General features: G+C 54.8%; 21 protein-coding genes and 1 riboswitch. Of the genes, 10 read left to right on the plus strand and 11 right to left on the minus strand.

The genetic code is table 11. The annotated features are described in order from the left end of the window. The first annotated feature begins 11 nt into the window (after positions 1–11). From glnE to glgS, 3 genes are all read left to right on the plus strand, one after another. The gene (glnE, locus tag QMG90_RS03145) at positions 12–2,864 is read left to right on the plus strand and encodes a bifunctional [glutamate--ammonia ligase]-adenylyl-L-tyrosine phosphorylase/[glutamate--ammonia-ligase] adenylyltransferase (RefSeq protein WP_283282680.1); all 2,853 of its coding nucleotides are present in this window, start codon (positions 12–14) and stop codon (positions 2,862–2,864) included. A gap of 47 nt (positions 2,865–2,911) precedes the next feature. Continuing rightward, positions 2,912–4,345 carry a bifunctional D-glycero-beta-D-manno-heptose-7-phosphate kinase/D-glycero-beta-D-manno-heptose 1-phosphate adenylyltransferase HldE gene (gene hldE / locus QMG90_RS03150; RefSeq protein ID WP_283282681.1) on the plus strand — a complete coding sequence of 478 codons (1,434 nt, stop codon included), beginning with the start codon at positions 2,912–2,914 and terminating at the stop codon, positions 4,343–4,345. A gap of 199 nt (positions 4,346–4,544) precedes the next feature. Next, entirely contained in the window at positions 4,545–4,754 is a 210-nt protein-coding gene (glgS, locus tag QMG90_RS03155; protein ID WP_245609629.1) for a cell surface composition regulator GlgS, read from the plus strand. Between the two features lie 33 nt (positions 4,755–4,787). Here glgS and ubiK read toward each other — a convergent pair whose 3' ends face one another. Beyond that, complete coding sequence (gene ubiK / locus QMG90_RS03160) at positions 4,788–5,072, minus strand: ubiquinone biosynthesis accessory factor UbiK (RefSeq protein WP_283283873.1); 285 nt, start codon at positions 5,070–5,072, stop codon at positions 4,788–4,790. Between the two features lie 128 nt (positions 5,073–5,200). Further along, positions 5,201–5,348, plus strand: a riboswitch (FMN riboswitch). Between the two features lie 107 nt (positions 5,349–5,455). On the opposite strand from ubiK, the gene ribB reads away from it, so the two are divergent. Then, on the plus strand, positions 5,456–6,109 hold the full coding sequence (gene ribB / locus QMG90_RS03165) for a 3,4-dihydroxy-2-butanone-4-phosphate synthase (RefSeq protein ID WP_283282682.1): 654 nt from the start codon (positions 5,456–5,458) through the stop codon (positions 6,107–6,109). Positions 6,110–6,170: 61 nt separating this feature from the next. Here the strand turns inward: ribB and QMG90_RS03170 are convergent, their stop codons facing one another. The 5 genes from QMG90_RS03170 to zupT form a co-directional block, all read right to left on the minus strand. Beyond that, positions 6,171–7,211 (minus strand): pilus assembly protein, encoded by a 1,041-nt coding sequence (locus tag QMG90_RS03170; RefSeq protein WP_283282683.1) that lies wholly within the window; start codon positions 7,209–7,211, stop codon positions 6,171–6,173. A gap of 2 nt (positions 7,212–7,213) precedes the next feature. Beyond that, on the minus strand, positions 7,214–7,948 hold the full coding sequence (locus QMG90_RS03175; protein WP_283282684.1) for a fimbrial biogenesis chaperone: 735 nt from the start codon (positions 7,946–7,948) through the stop codon (positions 7,214–7,216). After that, positions 7,935–10,481 (minus strand): fimbria/pilus outer membrane usher protein, encoded by a 2,547-nt coding sequence (locus tag QMG90_RS03180; RefSeq protein WP_283282685.1) that lies wholly within the window; start codon positions 10,479–10,481, stop codon positions 7,935–7,937. The genes QMG90_RS03175 and QMG90_RS03180 overlap by 14 nt, the downstream gene beginning before the upstream one ends. Positions 10,482–10,556: 75 nt before the next feature. Next, a complete protein-coding gene (locus tag QMG90_RS03185; protein WP_283282686.1) occupies positions 10,557–11,138 on the minus strand; it encodes a fimbrial-like protein in 582 nt (193 codons plus the stop codon). A gap of 428 nt (positions 11,139–11,566) precedes the next feature. Next, complete coding sequence (gene zupT, locus QMG90_RS03190) at positions 11,567–12,340, minus strand: zinc transporter ZupT (protein WP_283282687.1); 774 nt, start codon at positions 12,338–12,340, stop codon at positions 11,567–11,569. Positions 12,341–12,472: 132 nt separating this feature from the next. Here zupT and ygiD point away from each other — a divergent pair, with 132 nt between their 5' ends. Beyond that, positions 12,473–13,261 (plus strand): 4,5-DOPA-extradiol-dioxygenase, encoded by a 789-nt coding sequence (gene ygiD, locus QMG90_RS03195; RefSeq protein ID WP_283282688.1) that lies wholly within the window; start codon positions 12,473–12,475, stop codon positions 13,259–13,261. A gap of 3 nt (positions 13,262–13,264) precedes the next feature. Here the strand turns inward: ygiD and QMG90_RS03200 are convergent, their stop codons facing one another. The 3 genes from QMG90_RS03200 to tolC all read right to left on the minus strand — a co-directional run bounded on the left by QMG90_RS03200 (position 13,265) and on the right by tolC (position 16,725). Next, positions 13,265–14,425, minus strand: a complete 1,161-nt coding sequence (locus QMG90_RS03200; RefSeq protein ID WP_283282689.1) for a glutathionylspermidine synthase family protein — start codon at positions 14,423–14,425, stop codon at positions 13,265–13,267. A gap of 5 nt (positions 14,426–14,430) precedes the next feature. Beyond that, the gene (locus QMG90_RS03205) at positions 14,431–15,099 is read right to left on the minus strand and encodes a DUF1190 family protein (protein WP_283282690.1); all 669 of its coding nucleotides are present in this window, start codon (positions 15,097–15,099) and stop codon (positions 14,431–14,433) included. Positions 15,100–15,240: 141 nt separating this feature from the next. Next, on the minus strand, positions 15,241–16,725 hold the full coding sequence (gene tolC, locus QMG90_RS03210) for an outer membrane channel protein TolC (protein ID WP_283282691.1): 1,485 nt from the start codon (positions 16,723–16,725) through the stop codon (positions 15,241–15,243). Positions 16,726–16,929: 204 nt separating this feature from the next. Here tolC and nudF point away from each other — a divergent pair, with 204 nt between their 5' ends. Genes nudF through parE form a run of 5 tightly spaced genes read left to right on the plus strand, consistent with a single transcriptional unit; the run spans position 16,930 to position 21,341 of the window. Beyond that, a complete protein-coding gene (nudF, locus tag QMG90_RS03215) occupies positions 16,930–17,559 on the plus strand; it encodes an ADP-ribose diphosphatase (protein ID WP_283282692.1) in 630 nt (209 codons plus the stop codon). After that, positions 17,559–17,981, plus strand: coding sequence for a DUF1249 family protein (locus QMG90_RS03220; protein ID WP_038161834.1), 423 nt, complete (start codon positions 17,559–17,561; stop codon positions 17,979–17,981). The genes nudF and QMG90_RS03220 overlap by 1 nt, the downstream gene beginning before the upstream one ends. Positions 17,982–18,006: 25 nt before the next feature. Next, positions 18,007–18,834, plus strand: coding sequence for a 3',5'-cyclic-AMP phosphodiesterase (gene cpdA, locus QMG90_RS03225; RefSeq protein WP_283282693.1), 828 nt, complete (start codon positions 18,007–18,009; stop codon positions 18,832–18,834). An 8-nt stretch (positions 18,835–18,842) separates the two neighbouring features. Further along, positions 18,843–19,418 carry an esterase YqiA gene (gene yqiA / locus QMG90_RS03230; RefSeq protein ID WP_283282694.1) on the plus strand — a complete coding sequence of 192 codons (576 nt, stop codon included), beginning with the start codon at positions 18,843–18,845 and terminating at the stop codon, positions 19,416–19,418. Between the two features lie 27 nt (positions 19,419–19,445). Next, positions 19,446–21,341 carry a DNA topoisomerase IV subunit B gene (parE, locus tag QMG90_RS03235; protein WP_283282695.1) on the plus strand — a complete coding sequence of 632 codons (1,896 nt, stop codon included), beginning with the start codon at positions 19,446–19,448 and terminating at the stop codon, positions 21,339–21,341. A gap of 85 nt (positions 21,342–21,426) precedes the next feature. Here the strand turns inward: parE and QMG90_RS03240 are convergent, their stop codons facing one another. Further along, positions 21,427–21,741, minus strand: a complete 315-nt coding sequence (locus QMG90_RS03240; RefSeq protein ID WP_283282696.1) for a putative quinol monooxygenase — start codon at positions 21,739–21,741, stop codon at positions 21,427–21,429. Between the two features lie 35 nt (positions 21,742–21,776). Next, positions 21,777–22,358, minus strand: a complete 582-nt coding sequence (locus QMG90_RS03245; protein ID WP_054178861.1) for an NAD(P)H-dependent oxidoreductase — start codon at positions 22,356–22,358, stop codon at positions 21,777–21,779. Between the last annotated feature and the right edge of the window lie 42 nt (positions 22,359–22,400).

Raw genomic sequence — 22,400 nt, forward strand, 5'->3', positions numbered from 1 at the left:
GGATACCTTTTATGATGCCGCTCTCTTCGCAGTTACAGCAGCACTGGCAGACCGTCGTGGACAGGCTGCCGGAAGATTTCCCCGTCGCCACGCTCAGCCTGCAGGCGCAGGCCGTGCTGGTGTTCAGTGATTTTGTGCAGGACAGTCTGGCGGCGCATCCCGACTGGCTGATGAGCCTGGAAAGCACGCCGCCGCAGGCGGGGGAAGAGGCGCACTATGCCACCTGGCTGCGTGAGGCGCTGGCCGCCGTTCAGGATGAAACTGCGCTGATGCGTGAGCTGCGGCTGTTTCGTCGCCGCATCATGGTGCGTATCGCCTGGATGCAAACCCTGTCGCTGGTGAACGAAGAAAAGACGTTACAACAGCTGAGTACACTCGCCGAAACGCTGATCATCGCGTCGCGCGACTGGCTGTACGACGCCTGTTGTCGCGAATGGGGAACGCCCTGCAATGCTGATGGCGTGCCGCAGCCGTTGCTGATCCTCGGGATGGGCAAACTTGGGGGCGGCGAGCTGAATTTTTCCTCGGATATCGATCTGATTTTTGCCTGGCCCGAGCACGGCTCGACCCGTGGCGGACGGCGTGAACTGGATAACGCGCAGTTTTTCACTCGTCTCGGACAACGGCTGATCAAAGTGCTCGACCAGCCAACGCAGGACGGCTTTGTGTATCGCGTTGATATGCGGCTGCGTCCGTTCGGCGACAGCGGCCCGCTGGTGCTGAGCTTTGCCGCGTTTGAAGATTACTATCAGGAGCAGGGGCGCGACTGGGAGCGTTACGCGATGGTCAAAGCGCGTCCGATGGGTGATGCCGATGACGTGAATGCCAGCGAGTTACGGGCGATGCTGCGGCCGTTTGTCTTCCGCCGCTACATCGATTTCAGCGTGATCCAGTCGCTGCGTAATATGAAAGGGATGATTGCCCGCGAGGTGCGCCGTCGCGGCCTGAAAGACAACATCAAGCTGGGCGCGGGTGGGATCCGCGAAATCGAGTTTGTCGTGCAGGTATTCCAGTTAATCCGCGGCGGCCGCGAACCATCGTTACAGTCGCGTTCGTTACTGGCGACGCTGGAGGCCATCGACGCGCTGCACCTGTTGCCGGAAGGCGATGCGGACCAGTTGCGCGTGGCCTATCTGTTCCTGCGCCGCCTGGAAAACCTGCTGCAAAGCATTAATGACGAACAAACCCAGACCTTACCGGCCGATGATCTGAACCGGGCGCGACTGGCGTGGGGCATGCATTTCCCGGACTGGGCCACGCTGGAAGCGCAACTGACCGCCCATATGACCGCTGTTCGCCGTATCTTCAACGAGCTGATTGGCGATGACGAAACGCCGTCGCAGGAAGAGGCGATCTCGGAACTGTGGCGCGAGTTGTGGCAGGACGCGTTGCAGGAAGAGGATACCACGCCAGTGCTGGCGCATCTGTCTGACAGCGATCGCCATCAGGTGGTGGCATTGATCGCGGATTTCCGTAAAGAACTCGACCGGCGTTCAATTGGCCCGCGTGGACGGCAGGTGCTGGATCAACTGATGCCGCATCTGCTGAGTGAAATATGCAGCCGTGACGACGCGCCGGTACCGCTGGCGCGTATTACGCCGTTGCTGACTGGCATTGTCACGCGTACCACGTATCTTGAGCTACTGAGCGAGTTCCCCGGCGCGCTCAAGCATTTGATTTCGCTCTGCGCTGCCTCGCCGATGGTCGCCAGCCAGCTGGCGCGTTATCCGTTGCTGCTGGATGAACTGCTCGACCCCGGCACGCTGTATCAACCGACTGCCACTGACGCTTATCGCGACGATCTGCGCCAGTATCTGCTGCGGGTGCCGGAAGAGGATGAAGAGCAACAGCTGGAGGCGTTGCGCCAGTTCAAACAGGCGCAATTGCTGCGTGTGGCGGCGGCCGACATCGCCGGGACGCTGCCGGTGATGAAAGTGAGTGATCACTTAACCTGGCTGGCGGAAGCGATGATCGACGCTGTTGTGCATCAGGCCTGGATACAAATGGTGGCGCGTTACGGGCAACCGACGCACCTGCATGACCGCGAAGGCCGCGGTTTTGCCGTGGTGGGTTACGGCAAGCTCGGCGGCTGGGAACTGGGCTACAGCTCAGATCTCGATCTGGTATTTCTGCATGATTGCCCGGCGGACGTAATGACCGATGGCGAGCGGGAAATCGATGGCCGTCAGTTCTATCTGCGACTGGCACAACGCATCATGCATCTTTTCAGCACCCGCACGTCGTCAGGCATTCTGTACGAAGTGGACGCTCGCTTACGTCCGTCCGGCGAGGCAGGCATGCTGGTGACGACCACCGACGCCTTTGCTGATTATCAGAAAAATGAAGCCTGGACCTGGGAACATCAGGCGCTGGTTCGCGCCCGCGTGGTGTACGGCGATCCAGGGTTACACGCGCAGTTTGATGCGATTCGTAAGGCAGTGCTCACGACCGAACGTGACGGCGAAAAGCTGCAAACTGATGTTCGCGAGATGCGCGAGAAAATGCGTGCTCATCTCGGTAATAAACACCGCGATCGCTTTGATATTAAAGCCGATGCCGGTGGCATTACCGACATTGAGTTTATTACACAGTACCTGGTGCTGCGCTATGCTCATCTGAAGCCGAAACTGACGCGCTGGTCCGATAATGTACGCATCCTTGAGCTGCTGGCGCAGAACGACATCATGGATGAAGACGAAGCGATGGCGCTCACGCGGGCCTACACCACGCTGCGCGATGAACTGCATCATCTGGCGCTACAGGAATCCGCAGGTCACGTGGCACAGGATGCCTTTGGCGAGGAACGCGCGCGCGTCAGCGCCAGCTGGCAGAAGTGGCTGGTGGAGTCGTGCGGTTCAAAGTAAGTGGTGGTATCATCGCGCGCAAATTGTGAATCTTTCAGGAGTCAGGAATGAAAGTAACGCTGCCAGAGTTCGAACGTGCAGGCGTCATGGTCGTCGGGGATGTGATGCTGGATCGCTACTGGTATGGGCCGACCAGCCGTATTTCACCAGAAGCGCCGGTCCCGGTCGTGAAAGTCGACACTATCGAAGAGCGCCCGGGTGGTGCTGCGAACGTGGCGATGAACATCGCTTCGCTCGGTGCTGGCGCGCGTCTGGTCGGGCTGACCGGGATTGACGATGCGGCTCGCGCCCTTAGTAAGGCGCTGGCGGACGTCAACGTGAAGTGCGATTTCGTTACTGTTCCGACACATCCTACTATTACCAAACTGCGCGTGCTGTCGCGCAACCAGCAGTTGATCCGTCTCGATTTCGAAGAAGGGTTTGCGGATGTTGACCCGCAGCCGATGCATGAGCGTATCCAGCAGGCGCTGGGCAGTATTGGCGCGCTGGTGCTCTCTGACTATGCCAAAGGGGCGCTGAGCAGCGTCCAGTCGATGATTCAGCTGGCGCGTAAAGCGGGCGTTCCGGTGTTGATCGACCCGAAAGGCGCTGAATTTGAACGTTATCGCGGCGCGACGTTGCTGACGCCGAACCTGTCTGAGTTCGAAGCGGTGGTCGGCAAGTGCAAAGACGAAGCGCAAATCGTTGAGCGCGGCATGAAGCTGATTGCCGATTTTGAACTGTCTGCGTTGCTGGTGACCCGTTCTGAGCAGGGCATGACACTGCTGCAGCCGGGCAAAGAAGCACTGCATATGCCAACGCAGGCGCAGGAAGTGTATGACGTCACCGGCGCAGGCGACACGGTGATTGGCGTGCTGGCGGCGACGCTGGCGGCAGGAAAAACCCTTGAAGAAGCGTGCTACTTTGCCAATGCGGCGGCGGGCGTCGTGGTGGGTAAACTCGGTACCTCGACGGTTTCGCCGATCGAACTGGAAAACGCGGTGCGGGGTCGCGCTGATACCGGTTTTGGCGTAATGACCGAAGACGAACTGAAGCAGGCGGTTATCGCGGCGCGCAAACGCGGCGAGAAAGTGGTGATGACCAACGGCGTCTTTGACATTCTGCATGCCGGTCACGTCTCTTATCTGACGAATGCCCGTAAGCTCGGTGATCGTCTGATTGTGGCGGTGAACAGCGATGCTTCCACTAAACGCCTGAAAGGCGAAAGCCGCCCGGTTAACCCGCTGGAACAGCGGATGATCGTGTTGGGCGCGCTGGAATCGGTCGATTGGGTGGTCTCTTTCGAAGAAGATACGCCGCAGCGCCTGATTGCCGGGATCCTGCCGGATTTGTTGGTAAAAGGCGGCGACTACAAGCCGGAACAGATCGCCGGCAGCGAAGAAGTCTGGGCCAACGGCGGTGAAGTGATGGTACTGAACTTCGAAGACGGCTGCTCCACCACCAATATCATCAAGAAAATTCAGAAAGACAGCGGTAAGTAACGCCGCTGGCAAGGCGGTAAATCGCTAAACACAAGCGCTGGTCATCAACAAACCGTGGTGAATGTGTGGGTTTATGACACAGCGCATAAATTAGCGAATGAATGAGCACGTTTTGCGTACATTTAGCCTAAAGTAAAGATAAATACTGGAAGCAGGAAAAAGCATATAGCCGACTCAGAAACGCATTGACTGAAGGAGTATGCCGATGAACCAAAACGAACTCTACATTTTGAACAATTTCGATTTTATCGCACGTAGCTTTGCCAGAATGCACTCGCTAGGCCAGTCGGTTGATCTCGAAGCAGTCACCGGGAATATGGATGAAGCGCAGCGGGAGTGGTTTTACATTCGCTACGAATTTTACTGCCAGCAGGCGATGAGAGTGAGATCGCCTGAGGTAGAGCATTAAAATAACAACGGGCCGAAAGGCCCGTTATTGTTTTTAGTCCTGTTGTTCCACCGGTGGTGTGACGGCTGCTGGCGCGCTGGTGCGATTTTCCAGCTCGCTGAGGCGTTGTTCCAGCAGCGCCAGTTTTTCACGCGTACGCAGCAGTACCTGCGTTTGCACGTCAAATTCTTCGCGACTCACCAAATCCAGCCGGGTCAACTGCGACTGCAGCACCTGACGGATTTTCTTTTCCACGTCGTCACCAAAGTCACGCAGTCCTTTCGGCATCGATTCGTGTACCTGGCGGGCGATTTGCTCAATTTTCTTCGGGTCAATCATCGTAGTTTCCCTGATCGTCTCTGTTCTGATGTTCATTGTAGTGCCTGAACGGAAGTCGATAAACCAGAAATACAAATGTTTGGTCTCAATGCATTGCCCGGGATAGTCAATCGCGTTATAGTTATCTCGCTTATTCTCAGGGCGGGGCGAAATTCCCCACCGGCGGTAAATCAGCTTACGCTGAAAGCCCGCGAGCGCTCCTGAACCTTCAGGAGGTCAGCAGATCCGGTGTAATTCCGGGGCCGACGGTTAGAGTCCGGATGGGAGAGAGTAACGATCCAGTCGGGTTTGCGCCCGCTCACGTTATTTTTTTGCCGCTTGTACGGTACTCCTAAGACTGCCCTGATTCTGGTAACCACAAATTTAATGAGGTTTTTATTACCATGAATCAGACGCTACTTTCCTCTTTTGGCACGCCATTCGAACGTGTGGAAAACGCACTGGCCGCACTGCGCGAAGGCCGCGGTGTAATGGTGCTGGATGATGAAGATCGTGAAAACGAAGGTGACATGATTTTCGCCGCAGAAACCATGACCGTTGAACAAATGGCGCTGACCATTCGTCACGGCAGTGGCATCGTTTGTCTGTGCCTGACCGAAGATCGTCGCAAACAGCTCGATCTGCCGATGATGGTTGAGAACAACACCAGTGCTTACGGCACCGGTTTTACCGTTACCATCGAAGCTGCTGAAGGCGTTACCACCGGGGTTTCGGCCGCTGATCGCGTGACTACTGTCCGCGCGGCGATTGCTGATGGCGCGAAGCCATCCGACCTCAACCGTCCTGGTCACGTGTTCCCGCTGCGCGCGCAACCGGGTGGCGTGCTGACCCGTGGCGGTCACACCGAAGCCACTATTGATCTGGTGACGCTGGCAGGTTTCAAGCCAGCAGGCGTGCTGTGTGAACTGACCAACGATGACGGCTCAATGGCGCGCGCGCCGGAGTGCATCAAGTTTGCTGGCGAGCACGATATGGCTGTTGTGACTATCGAAGACTTGGTGGCTTACCGCCAAAAGCACGAACGTAAAGCCAGCTGAAATTAACGCTGCTGCATATGCGAGAAGCCGGGAGATGTCCCGGCTTTTTTGCGTCTAGTGTCTAGTGATAGTTGACCTTGATGGTGACCGTTTTACTGAATGGCCCGACGGCAATCTCCTGCGACGGGTTTTTCGTCAGCTCGGCGGTATAGTCATGGGTAAAACGCTCTTCCATTCCCGCCACAAACGTTTCAAACGCCTGGTACTCATTAAAACGGGTATCGATGTGAGTGGTATCGTCCGCGATGCGTAGCAGAAGACCATTTCCCATATCCAGATGCGTGGCGTCATACAGCGCGCCATCGTTGTCGTAAAAGCTGGTTTCGACGTCAAAGGATTGCGTACAGCCTGCGGCCAGATCTTTGGTGGCGGATAAGTGGAATGATTGCGTTGCCGGTGTGGTTTGTAATGATCTTCGCGAAAGGACGCCGAAATCGACAACCTGATTCTGCGGCTCAAGGCTGATGTCCACACTGCAATCGAGAAAAGTGATGTTGTCGAGGCCATCAATGTTAAAACGCAGGTTTTTCGCGCCGTCCATCAGGTTTGCTCCCCCTTCACCGTCAAACTGCACAACGTTTATTTTCCCGAAATCAAACTGTTGATCCTGATCCGCAGGTACCGTTTTAAGCTGAATGAAAAGGCGAAAGCGCGCGTTGAATGTGACATTTTTCTGTGGTGTCACCCCGTTACAATTTGGGGAATAAACGCCACCGTTACTCTTGTCGAGGCAGGCTCCGGTTGGAATGCCGATATCGGATCCCGTGTAATCAACGCCATTGTAGGTGACGCCAAAGGTAAAGTAAGGGTTATCAAGGACATCAACATTGTTCGTCGCACTTAGCATGAGCCAGGCAAAGAGTGATTCAGAGGGTTTTGTGGGAGACCAGCTCTGGGCGTTATCGCAATATACCGTGATGTTGATATCCCGGCTTTCCCAGATCTTACTTCCCAGCGGGGCATCAACGGGCACCATGAAGGGCGGCAACGTGACGGTATAATCAGTAGGGCCGCCGAGTACGCGCTGATAGCAGTCAACAGCCCAGGTGGGGGCGGCGAATAACGTCACCAGCAGCGTGAACAAAAGAGCAAGCGTACGCATGGTTAATCCTTTTGTGCAGGCTGGCTGCTGCATTCGCGCTGAACGGCGTTGCAGCTGATTTTAAATAAATTCAACCCGCCGAAATCACCGATGTAACCGACCTGAAACTGCGACGGTAGATCCTTCACCGGCAAAGTTTGCTCGCTGAAGGGAACGAGCATGAGGCTGGTGGTGCCTTTCAGCAGCGTTTTTCCGTCAATACCGACGTAGCCGATGGTCATATGGTAGGGCGTGCTGTTCATAAAATGCAGCCCGTTTTCGGTCCGTGAGAGTTTGATAGATTTCCAGGGCAGTGGTTGCCCGGAATTGAGGCGAATGGCCTTTGGCCGCCAGAACAGTTTCAGGCGGCTTTGCATCGCAATCTGCACGACGTTCTGCCCTTCGCTGCGCGGTGGGATCTCTCTGACGTTGTAATAAAATAAGGATTCCCGGTCAGATGGCAGCCTGGCAAGCGCGGGCAATCCCATCAGCCTGACCTGTGTCTGTTCGCCCGGCTCAAGCCGCACCAGCGGCGGGACGGTGGAGATATAATCACGATTTTTCACCCCGGTCTGGTCTTCAATCCAGGATTGCGCGAGATAGGGGAGCGTCGGACTTTTATTGCTCAGACGCAGGGAGATACTTTTGTCGCCCTGATTGAGAATCAGCCGGGTGCGATCGGGCAAAATGGCCGCGTGCGTCAGGCTGGTGGCTGACAATAAAAGGACCATCCCTTTCGAGATATCAGTCGGTTTCATGCTTTTCTCTGGTCTGGTGAGTGTATCGACACGGCAGAATGAGTGCGCTGTCGAGATTGCTGTGGTTGGGCGGAATAATCTCGCAGGTGTGTTCGCCCCAGTTCACGCTGAGCACACTGTTTTCCTGGAGTCCGCTGAGGTACACAAAACCGTCGTCCGCAATCAGGCCGACGTCTTTGCGGGTTTTGCTGTCGATGACGGAAACGCCAAGTGGCGGAAACGTACCATTTTCCAGCCTGACCACGCCCATGATCTGATACCCCTGACTGGCGTTAAGCGCTTTATAACCGATGGCGCCTTCTGTCAGCGTGGTACGGAACACCGGGCTGTTGATATCCACGCCTTCCGGTAGTGTATTGCTGTTAACCTGAACGGTGGCGGTCTGGTAATTGCTGAGCGACGGGATCACCGCGATGCCAAAGGCATTAGTGACGCTGCGTCCGCGGCTCAACTCAACGCCAGAAACGCCATTAGCGTCGACCATCATGCGGGCGTTATTCCCGCTGGGGCGATCATGCATTGCCACGCCATAACGAGTGGCGGTGATCGCGCTGTTCCAGCCCAGATTCATTGAAGAATAGTGATTCGGTTGCACGCTGGCGGCGAGGCTCAGACGACCGGGTGTCGCGTAGTGCTGATAGCTTCCCCGTAATGCCGGTTCGCCGTCGCTGAGTTGATCGTTATCGGCAGAAACGGAGAGGTTCCAGGTATTATCGCGGTCGGAGGAATCAAAATACGACAGCGACTGCGTGGTGTTATCACCGTAGCGCTGCTGGTTGTAAGCCAGATTACGTCCCGCACTCAACGGCACGGAGAGAGAGAAATAGTACTGATTTTCGTCAGTATCATCCCAGCGGGTGCGAGTAACAGCCAGTGAGGCGGAGAGCCCTTTCAGCTCGCCAATGGCAAAGCTGTGGTTGAGAGAAAGTGAGTAGCTGGTGTTGCTGGTGGCATTCCAGTAGGTATTGCGGCTGATATTCAGCCAGGCGCTCATGTCCCACGGTGCGATGGCCTGGCTGAACGACAGCACGTAGCTCTCTTTTTCGTTATCGCTGCCGTCATCGCCTTCGCGATAGTCGAGGTACTCATTCATCGACACATAATTTTTGTCAGAGAAACGGTAACCAGCGAAGGTGATCTGGCTGTCGGTAGCGTCAAAACGGCGGGCGTAGTTCATACGGTAGCTATAACCATGCTGGCTGTTATTGCCGGTTTCTTGCGTCAGATTGGCCTGTGACCGCGTGACGTCAAAAGAGACTGCGCCCAGCACGTTGAGGTTAAAGCCAATACCCGAGGTAAAGGCCTGATAGTCATCTGCCGTCAGAATGGCGCCGCCGTACAGTGAGGTGGTGCTCAGCCAGCCCCATGAAAATTCCCCGGTCCAGAACAGCGGGTTATGTACATCGTTATGGCTGTTTGAGGTGGGTTTCCCGGCAGAGGTTTTGTACCGTAACTGACCCTGGCGGGTAAGAAATGGCACGGACGCCGAGCCGACCTGAAAGGTGCTGGTTCGGCCATCTTCTTCTTCGATGGTGACATCCATTTGCCCCTGCAACGTGTCGACCATATCCGAAATAGTAAACGGCCCTGGCGTGACGGTGGTCTGGTAGAGCACGCGGCCATTCTGCGAAACGGTGACTTTGGCGTTGGTCTGCGCGATGCCGGAGATTTGCGGCGCATAGCCTTGTAGGTCCGGCGGCAGCATGCTCTCATCGCTTTCGAGCGTTGTCCCAGTGAAGTGAAAGGTATCGAAAATATCGGAGCTAAGATCGTACTGGCCGAGGGTAAATTTTGACGCCAGCGACGGTAACGGGCGAAAGAGATAGGTGCGTGCCAGGCGACTCTCGGTGTCAGTGCTGTTTCCGCTGATAAAATTCTGGTTGTACTGATAGTCAGAACGCAGACGCCATGCCCCCAGGTTGATGCCTGCCGTGCCATAAGCGCTAAAGCTTTGCGTGCTGTCGCCGTCGTGAGGCGAGTACTGACTGGCATAAATGTTGTAATCGAGAAGCGCGCCATTAACCCCATCGTCCCAGTATTCCGGCGGGGTCCAGTTTTTCGCGTGATATTTCATCCAGGATTGCGGCACGGTTAGCGTCAGGCGCATTGTGGATTTATCGAGTTTTGCGCTGAACTCCGGTTTATCGATGATATCCAGGCATTGTGTCTGACCGCGGTTGTTGAGCTGACGGACAAAAGCGTCGTCAAAACCCCACTGCAACAGCTCGTCAGTGGTGAGGCAAAGTCGCGAGCCGTTTTCCGCAGTGGTTGCCTGCCATTCGACGTTCCAGTCGCCGGGTAAGGTGTTTTTATTCAGCGTGATTTGCACCAGATAGCGTCCGGGCGAGATGTAGTCTTTCTTTTCGAACTGGCTGAGATCGACGTTCTGGCGATCATCGGCATCAAGGGCGTCAGTATTAAACTCCACGGCAAGGGAAACGGCAGGAGTACCCGAAAAAATAAACAGGATAAATAAACTGTTTTTGACAAAAGTCGTTAATCCAGTGATCAACGAAAAAAGGAATCTGCGCATGAGTCCATTCTTTTGAGAGGGTATCCTGAAAGCCGGCAAACAAGTCGCCGGCCATTCCGGTAACGTCAAAATGTATTATTCGTAATTAAGAATATAATTGGCGATGGCATTCACATTGCCCGGCGTTGCATCCCCGGTGGCATCCGGCGTTTTTTCCATGCGGGCTTTGAAGTTTAATTCCTGATAGGAATTAAGATTAGGGAAAGTCACCGCAACGGCTTCGCCAAGCGTGATCTTTTCATTACCTTCATCAAGAATACGAACACCCACGTTTGTTGCGCCGCCTTCGTTATCTTCTGCGCTGTTTTTCATCAGGCTGGAGTCGGTGGCGTTCACATTAGCGGAGGAAAACGTAACGTCAACTTTATTGGTCGTGACAGTTTGCCCGTCGACCTCTTTTGACAGGATGCAGTCCTGAAGATGAATAGTAAAGTCAGTGGCTAACGACATTTTATCGCTGTTGAGCACGCTGGTGGCGACTTCACCGAGATCCACTTGCAGATCTTCATCGCCTGGCTGAATGGAACACGGAGATTCGATAACCCATCCAGAAAACGTCACCTGGCCTGAACCTTGCTCCGGGACATCGGGTGCAGCGAAAGCGGTACCGGAGAGGAGTGCCGACGTTAATGCTACGGCTAATATTTTCCTGAACATTCAGAGTAATCCTTTGTATGTTAATAAGAAAAACAGTAATAACGACGTCGCAAGAAGCGATGCGACAACATTATTCAGGCGAAGAATAGCACTGTTGAAAAGGTTGTCTTTTTAGTTTTTCTAAGCAAGGGATGTAGTAATATTAATATTATATTTGATGTGAATGAGCGAGGTTAACGTCGCGGTAGGAAAATGTGAGTAAGTTATTATTCACTTCTTCTGCTGTGAGCGTTAAATAAAAATGTCAGCAGATATATATGGCAGTATATCGTTAAGGTAATAGGTTGAAGGTATTTATAACGTTAATATTCCTGGTTTGCTATGCTCTCATAATGATAAATAAAGGGCAGTGGTGAAATTAAATTAAACACTTTAATATTAAATGACATGCAAAAGGCGCTGCGGAAAGGCTCGCAGCGCCATGACGTTTAGCCAATACCCATTGCCTGGAGCGCCACAAGGCTCATTCCCATCACCGACATACCGCATAACACACCGTAGCTCGGGTTGTTGTGAGGATCGATCTCTTTCGCCAGCGGCATCAGTTCATCAACAGACAGCGCTACCATAATACCTGCCACAGCGGCCATGATGGCGGCCATCACCACCGGCGAAACCAGACTTCCGAGGATGAGCCACGCCAGCACGCCGCCGAGAATTTCAGCCATTCCCGAAACACCTGCCCAGAACACGGCTTTGCGACGGGAACCGGTCGCGGCATACACCGGTCCAGCGACGGCAAGACCTTCAGGAATATTGTGCAATGCCACTGCGAAGGCGATGCCGATACCCAGTTCGAGGTTATTACTGGCGGTAACGAAGGTGGCAATCCCTTCCGGGAAGTTATGCAGACTGATACCCAGCGTCAGCAACACAGCAGTACGGCGCAGGTTGCGCGGCATCACGGCTTTATCGCCGTGCATGAGATCCTGTGGATGCGCGTGCGGCAGAATGCGATCGAGCCCGAAATAACCGAGCAGACCTATAATGAACATGCTGTAGCCCAGCATTGGCGACATGTTTTCCGTCGCCAGCGCTGCCGGAAGCATCTCCATCAGCGAAATAAGCAGCATGATCCCGGCGGCAAAGCCCAGGGAAAATGCCAGCAGGCGATTGGACGGCTTCTGGCCGAGTACACCAAGCAGGGCGCCAATAAAAGTCGCGGCGCCGGCTAAAAGGGTCAGGATGAGTGGTACTGACATTTCATTCTCCTGCGACAACATCCGTTCGTTCAAACTATTTGATGAAGATCATCACGCTTATCTGAGTTTATCCTTCCCGGAAAAGGGGTAATGTGGCGTCATTACATTGAACTCCCTGCAAAGGATAACATCATGTCTCGTACCCGAATGCCAGCGCTGTTTCTTGGTCACGGCAGCCCGATGAACGTGCTGGAAGATAACCGCTATACCCGCGCCTGGCAACGTCTGGGTGAGGAATTGCCGCGCCCGAAAGCGATCGTCGTGGTCTCTGCGCACTGGTTCACGCGCGGTACTGGCGTTACCGCGATGGAAACCCCGAAAACGATCCACGATTTCGGTGGCTTCCCGCAGGCGTTGTACGACACGCATTATCCGGCACCTGGCTCGCCTGAACTGGCTGAACGACTGGTTTCGTTGCTGGCACCGGTTCCCGTCGCGCTCGATAAAGAAGCCTGGGGTTTTGACCATGGCTCCTGGGGGGTGCTGATCAAGATGTACCCGAACGCCGACATTCCGATGGTGCAGCTTAGTATTGACAGCACGAAACCGGCCGCCTGGCATATGGAGATGGGACGCAAACTGGCGACGCTGCGTGATGAGGGCATCATGCTGGTGGCGAGCGGCAATGTGGTGCATAACCTGCGCACGGCACGCTGGCATGGCGACAGCTCGCCGTATCCGTGGGCCACGTCGTTTAACGACTACGTGAAGGCCAACCTCGACTGGCAAGGGCCGGTGGAACAGCATCCATTGGTCAATTACATGGCGCATGAAAGCGGTTCTCTCTCTAACCCGACGCCAGATCACTTCCTGCCGCTGCTGTATGTGCTTGGCGCGTGGGATGGTGAAGAACCCATCACGATCCCGGTGGACGGTCTCGAGATGGGCGCATTAAGCATGTTGTCTGTGCAAATTGGCTGATGGTTATTCGACAAAAATGTGGGGATAGAAGCGTGAAAGATCCTGGGTGATCAGCGCTCTGTCCTCACGAATGCCGATCCCGGCTGGCTGATCGTTGATAAGCCAGCTGCCGATCAACGTATAGCTGTCGCCAAATTTCGGTAACTGCCAGAACTGCTGGACGATCATTCCCTCTTCACCGTACGGACCTTCTACTGCTTCAAGCACATTGCCGTTTTCGACGATCGACACATTGGCCCCTTCGCGAGAGAAGATGGGCTTGACGACGTATTTGTCCATCGGCGGATGGTCATCTTCGGCAAAATACGCGGGCAGCAGATTCGGGTGGTCGGGGAACATTTCCCACAACAACGGCAGTAGCGCTTTGTTGGAGATGATGCTTTTCCATGCGGGTTCCAGCCAGCGTACACCAGCGTCTTCCAGTTTGGTGGAGAACATCTCGCGCAGCATAAACTCCCACGGGTAGAGCTTGAACAGGTTACCAATCACCTGATCCTGAAGGTCAGTAAACTGGCCTTTTTCACCCAGTCCGATGTCATCAACGTAAAGGAATTCTGTCGCGACGCCCGCTTCGTTAGCGCAATCCTGCAGATATTGCACGGTACCACGATCTTCCACGGTATCGCGGCAGCAGGTCATGTGCAGCAACTGGAAACCAAATTGTTCACGCAACTCGGCAAAGCGCTCAATGAGCTTTTCCTGCAGGCTGTTGAACTGATCGCTCCCGGTGGGCAGATTCCCGGCATTGATTTGATCTTCCAGCCAGATCCACTGGAAAAATGCCGCTTCATACAGCGAGGTGGGGGTGTCAGCGTTGTTCTCAAGCAGCTTCGGTTCACCTACGCCATCCCACGCCAGATCCAGGCGGGAATAGAGCGAGGGCTGCTGGGTTTGCCATGACTGGCGGACAAACCCCCAGGTATGTTTGGGAATGCGGAACTTCGTCATCAGCGCATCGCTGGCGATCACTTTCCCGACCACCTGCAGACACATCTGATGCAGCTCAGCAGTCACGTCTTCCAGCTTTTCCACCTGCGCCAGCGTGAGTTTGTAATAGGCTTCTTCACACCAGTACGGCTCGCCGTACATGGTATGAAAATTGAAACCGAACTCAGTGGCTTTCTCACGCCAGTCCGGACGCTCGATGATACTGACTCTTTCCATGTCGCTTAGCCGCCCATTGAACGTGAGGACGTGCCGGACGCGCTGCGCTGCATGGTCGCCTGTTTCGCGACGGATTCGCCAAAGCCGCCACGGGTGACCGTGGAGGTGGTGGCCGGTTTCGGCGCCATGGCGGTTTTCGGCACGGTCATCGTACGGCCTGGTTGTGCAGCACCATAGTTTTTGCCACCGGCATCGGTGTATTTACCGTACGCCGGGCTGGCCGGGTTTCGCGAACTGAACAGCGGTTGCTGCTGGAAACCTGCGCCGCCGCTCATCAGGCGGCCCATCATGTAACCCGCCATCAGCGGCATCCAGAAGCTGCCGCTGCTTTGTGCCTGCGCCTGGTTTTCCGGCGCCATGCCTGCCTGTGCAGGCGTTTGCTGGCACTGGCCTTCGCCGAATTCAGCGACGCAGTCTTCGCGAGTGGCGTATTTCGGCGCTGTACGCTCCGCTTCTTTCAGGGCGTTAGTGTACGCCGTGGTACATTCCGCGCTCTTGCCCGGGTTTGCTGCTGAGCAGTCGTCCGCGTTTTGATACAGTGAAACCGTCTCGTCGGTTTTTTCGCAGCCTGCCAGCAGAAAAACAGCCGTAACAGCCAGCGCGACGGGCGTCAGATGACGTGCGCCCCAGCTTTTGCGGAATGACGCATGATTGATAATTTTTGTCCGTTTCATTTTTGTCTTCCAGGACCCAGTGGTAGTGGTCAAGGATAGAGGATGAGTGGTTGAAATTGAAGCGACAGGTATGGCAGAGAGGAGATCTTTACGTTGCCTTACATACACCCGGCGCACAAGCGGCGCCGGGTACAGGCAAGATTAATTGCGGAACGGGTTTGCCGTCTTGCTGCTGGACGTCGTGCGCGTAGCGGCAGGCTGTGCCGCTGGCGCTGCGTTGTCGGCACTATAGCCGTCAGCGCTGGCGTCCTGCTGCGGGTTTTCCGGCGCCACCGATTCCGGGGTGGTGGAGATCGGTTTACCCAACGCACTGTTCAGTGAAACCAGATCCTGCTCATTCAGCGTACCGAGCGCGGATTTGATATTCAGCTGGTTAATCAGGTAGTTATAACGCGCACTGGAGAGCTGCTGCTTCGCGTTATACAGCGTGGTGGTGGCGTCCAGCACATCAACGATCGTACGGGTACCCACCGAGTAACCGGCTTCCATCGCATCTAACGAGCTCTGGGCAGAAACCACAGCCTGTTTGTAGGCGTTGATGCTGCTGATAGAGGCGTTAATGTTATTGAAGGAAGAACGCACAGTCTGCACAACGCTGCGGTGCGCGCTTTCCAGTTGCTCGCTGGCGCCGACAAAGTTGTACTGCGCCTGTTTCACCTGAGAGTTAACCATTCCACCCTGATACAGCGGCAGAGAGAAATTCAGGCCGATTTTATTCTGACCGATGTTGCTGTCGTCATAACGGGAGGCGTTAGCGCCACCGGTGCTGGAACCGCTGTAGGAGGTGTCAGACACCGCAGTAGAGGCGCTTAAGCTCAGGGTTGGCAAATGGCCGTCCTGGGCGAGGCGAATCTGCTCACGCGCCAGATCCTGGCTTAAACGAGCCTGCAGCAGCGACAGGTTGCGGTTTTCCGCTTCCTTCAGCAGCGCGTTGACAGCGTTCGGCTTGTCGGTTTTGAAGCTATCGACGTTCAGGGATGCCAGTTCCGGGTAGTAATTACCGGTTACCTGACGCAGCTGTTCAACGGCATTGTCGAGGTTGTTACGGGCAGTGACTTCGTTGGCCAGCACGTTATCGTACTGTGAACGGGCGTTCTGCACGTCGGTGATGGCAACCAGGCCCACATTAAAGCGCTGAGTGGTTTGATCCAACTGGCGGTAAATCGCCTGTTTCTGCGCTTCAGTGTAGGAGAGTGAATCAATGGCGCTCAGGACGTTGAAATAGGCCGTCGCGGTGTTCAGGATAAGCGTCTGCTGGTCAGTCTGATAAGTGACATCCTGAATGCCGGCTGATTTTTCCTGCAGCGAGAGCTGACGCCATTTCGACATATCAAACAGCGTCTGGGTCAGTGACAGAGATGCACTGGTCGCGTTAGAGTTAACGCCATTTTGATCACGGTAACCGTTGCTGTACTCATAGTCCGCACCAAGGCCCAGTTGAGGAAGCAGTGGGCTGCGCGCTTCGTTAATCTTCTCGAATGCAGCATCGCGATCGGCTGCTGATTTACGCAGGTCAGGGTTGCTGACACGTGCCTGCTGATACACTTGAAGCAAGTTATCCGCCTGGCTCATTGCGCTGAAACCAGACAGGCTCAGGCCGATAAGGATAGGGAGCAATTTCTTCATTTGCATTCCTTGTTGTGAAGCATTTAGCGCTGATCTAATTCAAAAAAAATGTTCGCCGATTGTACCAGAGTCTGCCATTCGAAAAAGTTGGCGTAATGTGCCATCTGGCGTTAATTTGCACCAATCTATCATATGGTCAGTAAAACAGTAGCCAAACTGACTTTAAATCCACAATTTCACCACAATCACTGGCAGGACCGAATAATGACTCAGCCTCATGAACAGGCCGTTACCTTCTCCAAAAAAGATGTAGAAATTATTGCACGTGAATCGCTTTACCGCGGTTTTTTTTCGCTTGATCTTTACCGCTTTCGCCATCGTTTGTTTAATGGCGAAATGAGCGGCGAAGTGACGCGAGAAATTTTTGAGCGCGGTCATGCGGCAGTCTTGCTACCCTTTGACCCAGTACGTGATGAAGTGGTGCTCGTCGAGCAAATCCGAATTGCGGCGTATGACTCCAGTGAGACGCCGTGGCTGCTGGAGATGGTTGCCGGTATGATAGAAGAGGGCGAAACGGTGGAAGATGTCGCCCGCCGCGAAGCGGTCGAAGAGGCCGGACTGATTGTTGGCCGTACCCGCCCGGTACTGAGTTATCTGGCAAGTCCGGGGGGAACCAGCGAGCGCCTGTCTATTTTAGTGGGCGAAGTGGACGCCTCAACCGCGAGTGGAATTCACGGTCTGGCTGATGAAAACGAAGACATTCGGGTTCATGTGGTAAGCCGGGAACAGGCTTACCAGTGGGTAGAAGAGGGGAAAATCGACAACGCAGCGTCTGTCATCGCTCTGCAATGGCTGCAACTGCATTATCAGGCTTTACGAAACGAGTGGAAATAATGAAGCGTTATACACCTGACTTTCCAGAAATGATGCGCTTGTGCGAGACTAATTTTGCACATTTGCGCCGCCTGCTGCCTCGTACAGACGCACCCGGCGAAACGGTGAGCTATCAGGTGGCGAATGCGCAATATCGGTTAACGATAACCGAGACCACCCGCTACACTACATTGGTGGAAATTGAACAGACGGCGCCCGCGATAAGCTACTGGAGCCTGCCGTCAATGACCGTGCGGCTTTATCATGATGCGATGGTGGCTGAAGTGTGTTCAAGCCAGCAGATCTTTCGCTTCAAAGCACGGTATGATTACCCGAATAAGAAGTTGCATCAACGCGACGAAAAGCATCAAATCAATCAGTTTCTCGCTGATTGGCTGCGATATTGTTTAGCACATGGAGCGATGGCGATTCCGGTTTACTAAGCGTCGTGAAACCTAAGGACACCATTTGGAAAGCCTGTTAAACCTTCCTCTGGCTGGTGGGGCCAGGGTCAGGATATTACAAATTACAGATACTCACCTGTTTGCTGAGAAACATGAAACGCTGTTGGGAGTGAATACCTGGGAAAGTTACCAGGCGGTACTGGAGGCTATCCGCGCCTCACAGCGTGAATGTGACCTGATTGTAGCAACAGGGGATTTGGCGCAGGATCACTCTTCCGCGGCCTACCAGCTTTTTGCTGAAGGCATCGCGGGCTTTGCCGCACCTTGTGTCTGGTTGCCGGGGAATCATGATTTCCAGCCGGCGATGTACAGCACCTTACAGGATGCCGGAATCTCTCCCGCAAAGCGCGTACTGGTGGGCGACCACTGGCAGATCCTCATGCTCGACAGCCAGGTATTTGGTGTCCCGCATGGCGAACTGAGCGACTTCCAGCTCGAATGGCTGGAGCACAAACTTGCGGAATCCGTCGATCGCTACACGTTGCTGTTGCTGCATCATCATCCGCTGGCGTCAGGTTGCAGCTGGCTTGATCAACACAGTCTACGCAATGCCGGGGCGCTGGATCAGGTGCTTAGCGCGTATCCGCGCGTCAAAAATCTGCTCTGCGGGCATATTCATCAGGAAATGGACGTTGACTGGAACGGGCGGCGAATGATGGCAACACCATCGACCTGCGTGCAGTTTAAACCGCACTGCGCCAATTTTACGCTCGACACTATCGCGCCGGGCTGGCGCTGGATCGAGCTGTATCCTGACGGCTCGTTGACCACGGAAGTTTGTCGACTCGAAGCGGCGCAGTTCCGTCCTGATACCGCTTCGGAAGGGTATTAAGGTTTCGCATGTCTACGCTTCTTTACTTGCACGGTTTCAACAGCTCGCCTCGCTCAGAGAAAGCGGCGGCCATGAAAAACTGGCTGGCGCAGGCGCATCCGGAAATAAATATGGTGGTCCCGCAACTGCCAGCGTTTCCGGCGGAAGCGGCTGAACTGCTGGAAGGATTAGTGCTGGAGCTCGGCGGCGAACCGCTGGGGGTGGTTGGTTCATCGCTCGGCGGCTATTACGCCACCTGGCTGTCGCAATGCTTTATGCTGCCCGCTGTAGTGGTTAATCCGGCGATTAAACCCTTTGAACTCTTGCTAAACTATCTCGGTCAGAATGAGAATCCCTACACCGGTGAACAATATGTGCTAGAGTCACGCCATATTTACGATCTCAAAGTGATGCAGATCGACCCGCTGGAAGCGCCGGATCTTATCTGGTTGCTGCAACAGACGGGTGACGAAGTGCTTGATTACCGCCAGGCTGTTGAGTATTACGCCTCCTGCCGTCAGACGGTGGAGGAGGGCGGTAACCACGCATTTATTGGCTTCGAAGATCACTTCACACAGATTATCGATTTCCTGGGTTTGCACTGAGCAAACTGAACTATCTACGAACAGATCATGACGCAATCTTCATATAACGCTGATGCCATTGAGGTACTCACCGGGCTAGAGCCGGTCCGCCGCCGCCCGGGGATGTATACCGACACCACTCGCCCTAACCATTTAGGGCAGGAAGTCATTGATAACAGCGTGGACGAAGCGCTGGCGGGCCACGCGAAACGCGTGGAAGTTATTCTGCATGCCGATCAGTCGCTGGAAGTCATCGACGACGGTCGCGGCATGCCGGTGGATATCCACCCGGAAGAAGGTGTTCCGGCGGTGGAGCTGATCCTCTGTCGGCTGCATGCGGGGGGCAAGTTCTCCAACAAAAACTACCAGTTTTCCGGCGGCCTTCACGGCGTGGGGATCTCCGTGGTGAACGCCCTGTCAAAACGCGTTGAAGTGAACGTGCGCCGTGACGCGCAGGTCTACAGCATCGCCTTTGAAAACGGTGAGAAGGTGGAGGATCTCCACATCACCGGTACCTGCGGCAAGCGCAACACCGGCACCAGTGTGCATTTCTGGCCGGACGAAAGCTTCTTCGACATCCCTCGCTTTTCCGTTTCCCGCCTCACACATCTGCTGAAAGCCAAAGCGGTGCTGTGCCCGGGCGTCGAAATCGTTTTCAAAGATAACGTCAACAACACCGAGCAAACCTGGCGCTATGAAGACGGTCTGAACGACTATCTGAGCGAAGCGGTTAACGGTCTGCCGCTGCTGCCTGAAAAGCCGTTTGTCGGTAATTTTGAAGGCGACACCGAAGCCGTGGACTGGGCGTTGCTATGGCTGCCGGAAGGCGGCGAGCTGCTGACCGAAAGCTACGTCAACCTGATCCCAACCCTGCAGGGCGGTACGCACGTCAACGGTCTGCGTCAGGGGCTGCTGGATGCGATGCGCGAATTCTGCGAATACCGCAATATTCTGCCACGCGGCGTGAAGCTGTCGGCGGAAGATATCTGGGATCGCTGCGCTTATGTGCTGTCAGTGAAAATGCAGGATCCGCAGTTCGCCGGGCAGACGAAAGAGCGTCTCTCTTCGCGTCAGTGCGCGGCGTTTGTTTCCGGCGTGGTGAAAGATGCCTTCAGCCTGTGGCTGAACCAGAACGTGCAGTCCGCAGAGCTGCTGGCCGAAATGGCGATCTCCAGCGCCCAGCGCCGTCTGCGTGCGGCGAAGAAAGTGGTGCGTAAAAAACTGACCAGCGGCCCGGCGCTGCCTGGTAAACTGGCGGATTGCACCGCACAGGATCTCAATCGCACCGAACTGTTCCTGGTGGAAGGGGACTCCGCAGGCGGTTCCGCCAAGCAGGCGCGCGATCGTGAATATCAGGCGATCATGCCGCTGAAGGGTAAGATCCTGAATACGTGGGAAGTCTCTTCTGATGAAGTGCTGGCCTCGCAGGAGGTTCACGACATTTCTGTGGCAATCGGCATTGATCCGGACAGCGATGATCTCAGCCAACTGCGCTACGGTAAAATTTGTATCCTCGCGGATGCGGACTCCGACGGCCTGCACATCGCCACGCTGCTGTGCGCGCTGTTTGTGCGGCACTTCCGCACGCTGGTGAAAGAGGGGCACGTTTACGTCGCACTGCCGCCGCTCTACCGAATCGATCTCGGCAAAGAGGTTTATTACGCGCTGACGGAAGAAGAGAAAGCGGGTGTACTCGAACAGCTCAAACGCAAAAAGGGCAAACCGAACGTGCAGCGCTTTAAAGGGCTGGGCGAGATGAACCCGATGCAGTTGCGTGAAACCACGCTCGATCCGAACACCCGCCGTCTGGTGCAGTTAATCATTACCGATGAAGATGAACAGCAGACCACCGCCATGATGGATATGCTGCTGGCCAAAAAACGGTCGGAAGATCGTCGTAACTGGCTGCAGGAAAAAGGCGATATGGCGGATATCGAAGCGTAATAAAAGGCCCGGTGGCGCTGACGCTTACCGGGCCTGTAAAACCGTAAGCCGGGCAAACGCAGTGCCGCCCGGCAATACACAAGGGTTAAACCCCGTTCTCCAGAATGCGAATATGGCTTTCGAGCACACTCGCTTTTACTGCTTCGCTCCACGCTTTCATGTGCGGGGTCTGCAGATGCGCTTCGAGATGCGCCACGGTTTCCCACAACTCCACCATCACGATAGAATCCGGCGCGGTCGCCTGAAAGCTGACACCCGCCGCGTGATCGACCATCGGCGCATAGCCGTGACAGCCTTCTTCTTTTAACACGGTCGGAATAATTTTCGCGAACTCATCCAGCACTGCCTGACGATGGTGTTGCCCGGGACGGGTGCGGATTTCTGCAATCACTGTCAACATGGTTAACTCAACTCCTTTGTTTTACCTGCGTCTAGTTAACCAAAAATCTCCGCCAGATGCTTGCGATATTCTGCGATATACGTGGGGACATCCGGCATTTTGATCACGTCGTGAACGATAAACGTCGGCAATGCTTCCATTCCCAGGAATTGATTGGCTTTGTGGAACGGCAGGTAAACACCGTCAACACCAACACCGTGGAAGAACTGCGCTTCATCAGAGAACGCTTCTGCAGGCGCGTTCCAGGTGAGCGACAGCATGTATTTTTTGCCCTGAATCAGACCGCCGGAACCGTATTTTTTGCTGGCATCGGAACGGGTACGGCCATCGCTGGCATACAGAGAACCATGACCTTCGGTAAAGACATCATCGATGTACTTTTTGACCGTCCACGGTGCGCCCATCCACCATCCCGGCATCTGCCAGATAATGACGTCAGCCCAGAGGAACTTCTGTACTTCTTCTTTGATGTCGTAGTCGCTGTCAGCACGAACGACTTTAACATCATGTCCGGCATCGCGGAGCGCGCCATCCGCGACCTCGGTCAGGGTGTCATTTAACTGGCCGTTGGAATGGGCGAATTTTTTCGCACCGTTGATAATCAAAATGTTGCTCATGTCTTGTCCCCAATGTAACGAGTTTGGCAGTGATAATACGCG

The sequence above is a fragment of the Trabulsiella odontotermitis genome (assembly GCF_030053895.1).
Taxonomy (GTDB): Bacteria; Pseudomonadota; Gammaproteobacteria; order Enterobacterales; family Enterobacteriaceae; genus Trabulsiella; species Trabulsiella odontotermitis_C.

Bases quoted from the DNA above. Each gene is read 5' to 3' on its own strand.
- glnE (WP_283282680.1), top strand. From the start codon at position 12: ATGATGCCGCTCTCTTCGCAGTTACAGCAGCACTGGCAGACCGTCGTG.
- hldE (WP_283282681.1), top strand. From the start codon at position 2,912: ATGAAAGTAACGCTGCCAGAGTTCGAACGTGCAGGCGTCATGGTCGTC.
- glgS (WP_245609629.1), top strand. From the start codon at position 4,545: ATGCCGATGAACCAAAACGAACTCTACATTTTGAACAATTTCGATTTT.
- ubiK (WP_283283873.1), bottom strand. From the start codon at position 5,072: ATGATTGACCCGAAGAAAATTGAGCAAATCGCCCGCCAGGTACACGAA.
- ribB (WP_283282682.1), top strand. From the start codon at position 5,456: ATGAATCAGACGCTACTTTCCTCTTTTGGCACGCCATTCGAACGTGTG.
- QMG90_RS03170 (WP_283282683.1), bottom strand. From the start codon at position 7,211: ATGCGTACGCTTGCTCTTTTGTTCACGCTGCTGGTGACGTTATTCGCC.
- QMG90_RS03175 (WP_283282684.1), bottom strand. From the start codon at position 7,948: ATGAAACCGACTGATATCTCGAAAGGGATGGTCCTTTTATTGTCAGCC.
- QMG90_RS03180 (WP_283282685.1), bottom strand. From the start codon at position 10,481: ATGCGCAGATTCCTTTTTTCGTTGATCACTGGATTAACGACTTTTGTC.
- QMG90_RS03185 (WP_283282686.1), bottom strand. From the start codon at position 11,138: ATGTTCAGGAAAATATTAGCCGTAGCATTAACGTCGGCACTCCTCTCC.
- zupT (WP_283282687.1), bottom strand. From the start codon at position 12,340: ATGTCAGTACCACTCATCCTGACCCTTTTAGCCGGCGCCGCGACTTTT.
- ygiD (WP_283282688.1), top strand. From the start codon at position 12,473: ATGTCTCGTACCCGAATGCCAGCGCTGTTTCTTGGTCACGGCAGCCCG.
- QMG90_RS03200 (WP_283282689.1), bottom strand. From the start codon at position 14,425: ATGGAAAGAGTCAGTATCATCGAGCGTCCGGACTGGCGTGAGAAAGCC.
- QMG90_RS03205 (WP_283282690.1), bottom strand. From the start codon at position 15,099: ATGAAACGGACAAAAATTATCAATCATGCGTCATTCCGCAAAAGCTGG.
- tolC (WP_283282691.1), bottom strand. From the start codon at position 16,725: ATGAAGAAATTGCTCCCTATCCTTATCGGCCTGAGCCTGTCTGGTTTC.
- nudF (WP_283282692.1), top strand. From the start codon at position 16,930: ATGACTCAGCCTCATGAACAGGCCGTTACCTTCTCCAAAAAAGATGTA.
- QMG90_RS03220 (WP_038161834.1), top strand. From the start codon at position 17,559: ATGAAGCGTTATACACCTGACTTTCCAGAAATGATGCGCTTGTGCGAG.
- yqiA (WP_283282694.1), top strand. From the start codon at position 18,843: ATGTCTACGCTTCTTTACTTGCACGGTTTCAACAGCTCGCCTCGCTCA.
- parE (WP_283282695.1), top strand. From the start codon at position 19,446: ATGACGCAATCTTCATATAACGCTGATGCCATTGAGGTACTCACCGGG.
- QMG90_RS03240 (WP_283282696.1), bottom strand. From the start codon at position 21,741: ATGTTGACAGTGATTGCAGAAATCCGCACCCGTCCCGGGCAACACCAT.
- QMG90_RS03245 (WP_054178861.1), bottom strand. From the start codon at position 22,358: ATGAGCAACATTTTGATTATCAACGGTGCGAAAAAATTCGCCCATTCC.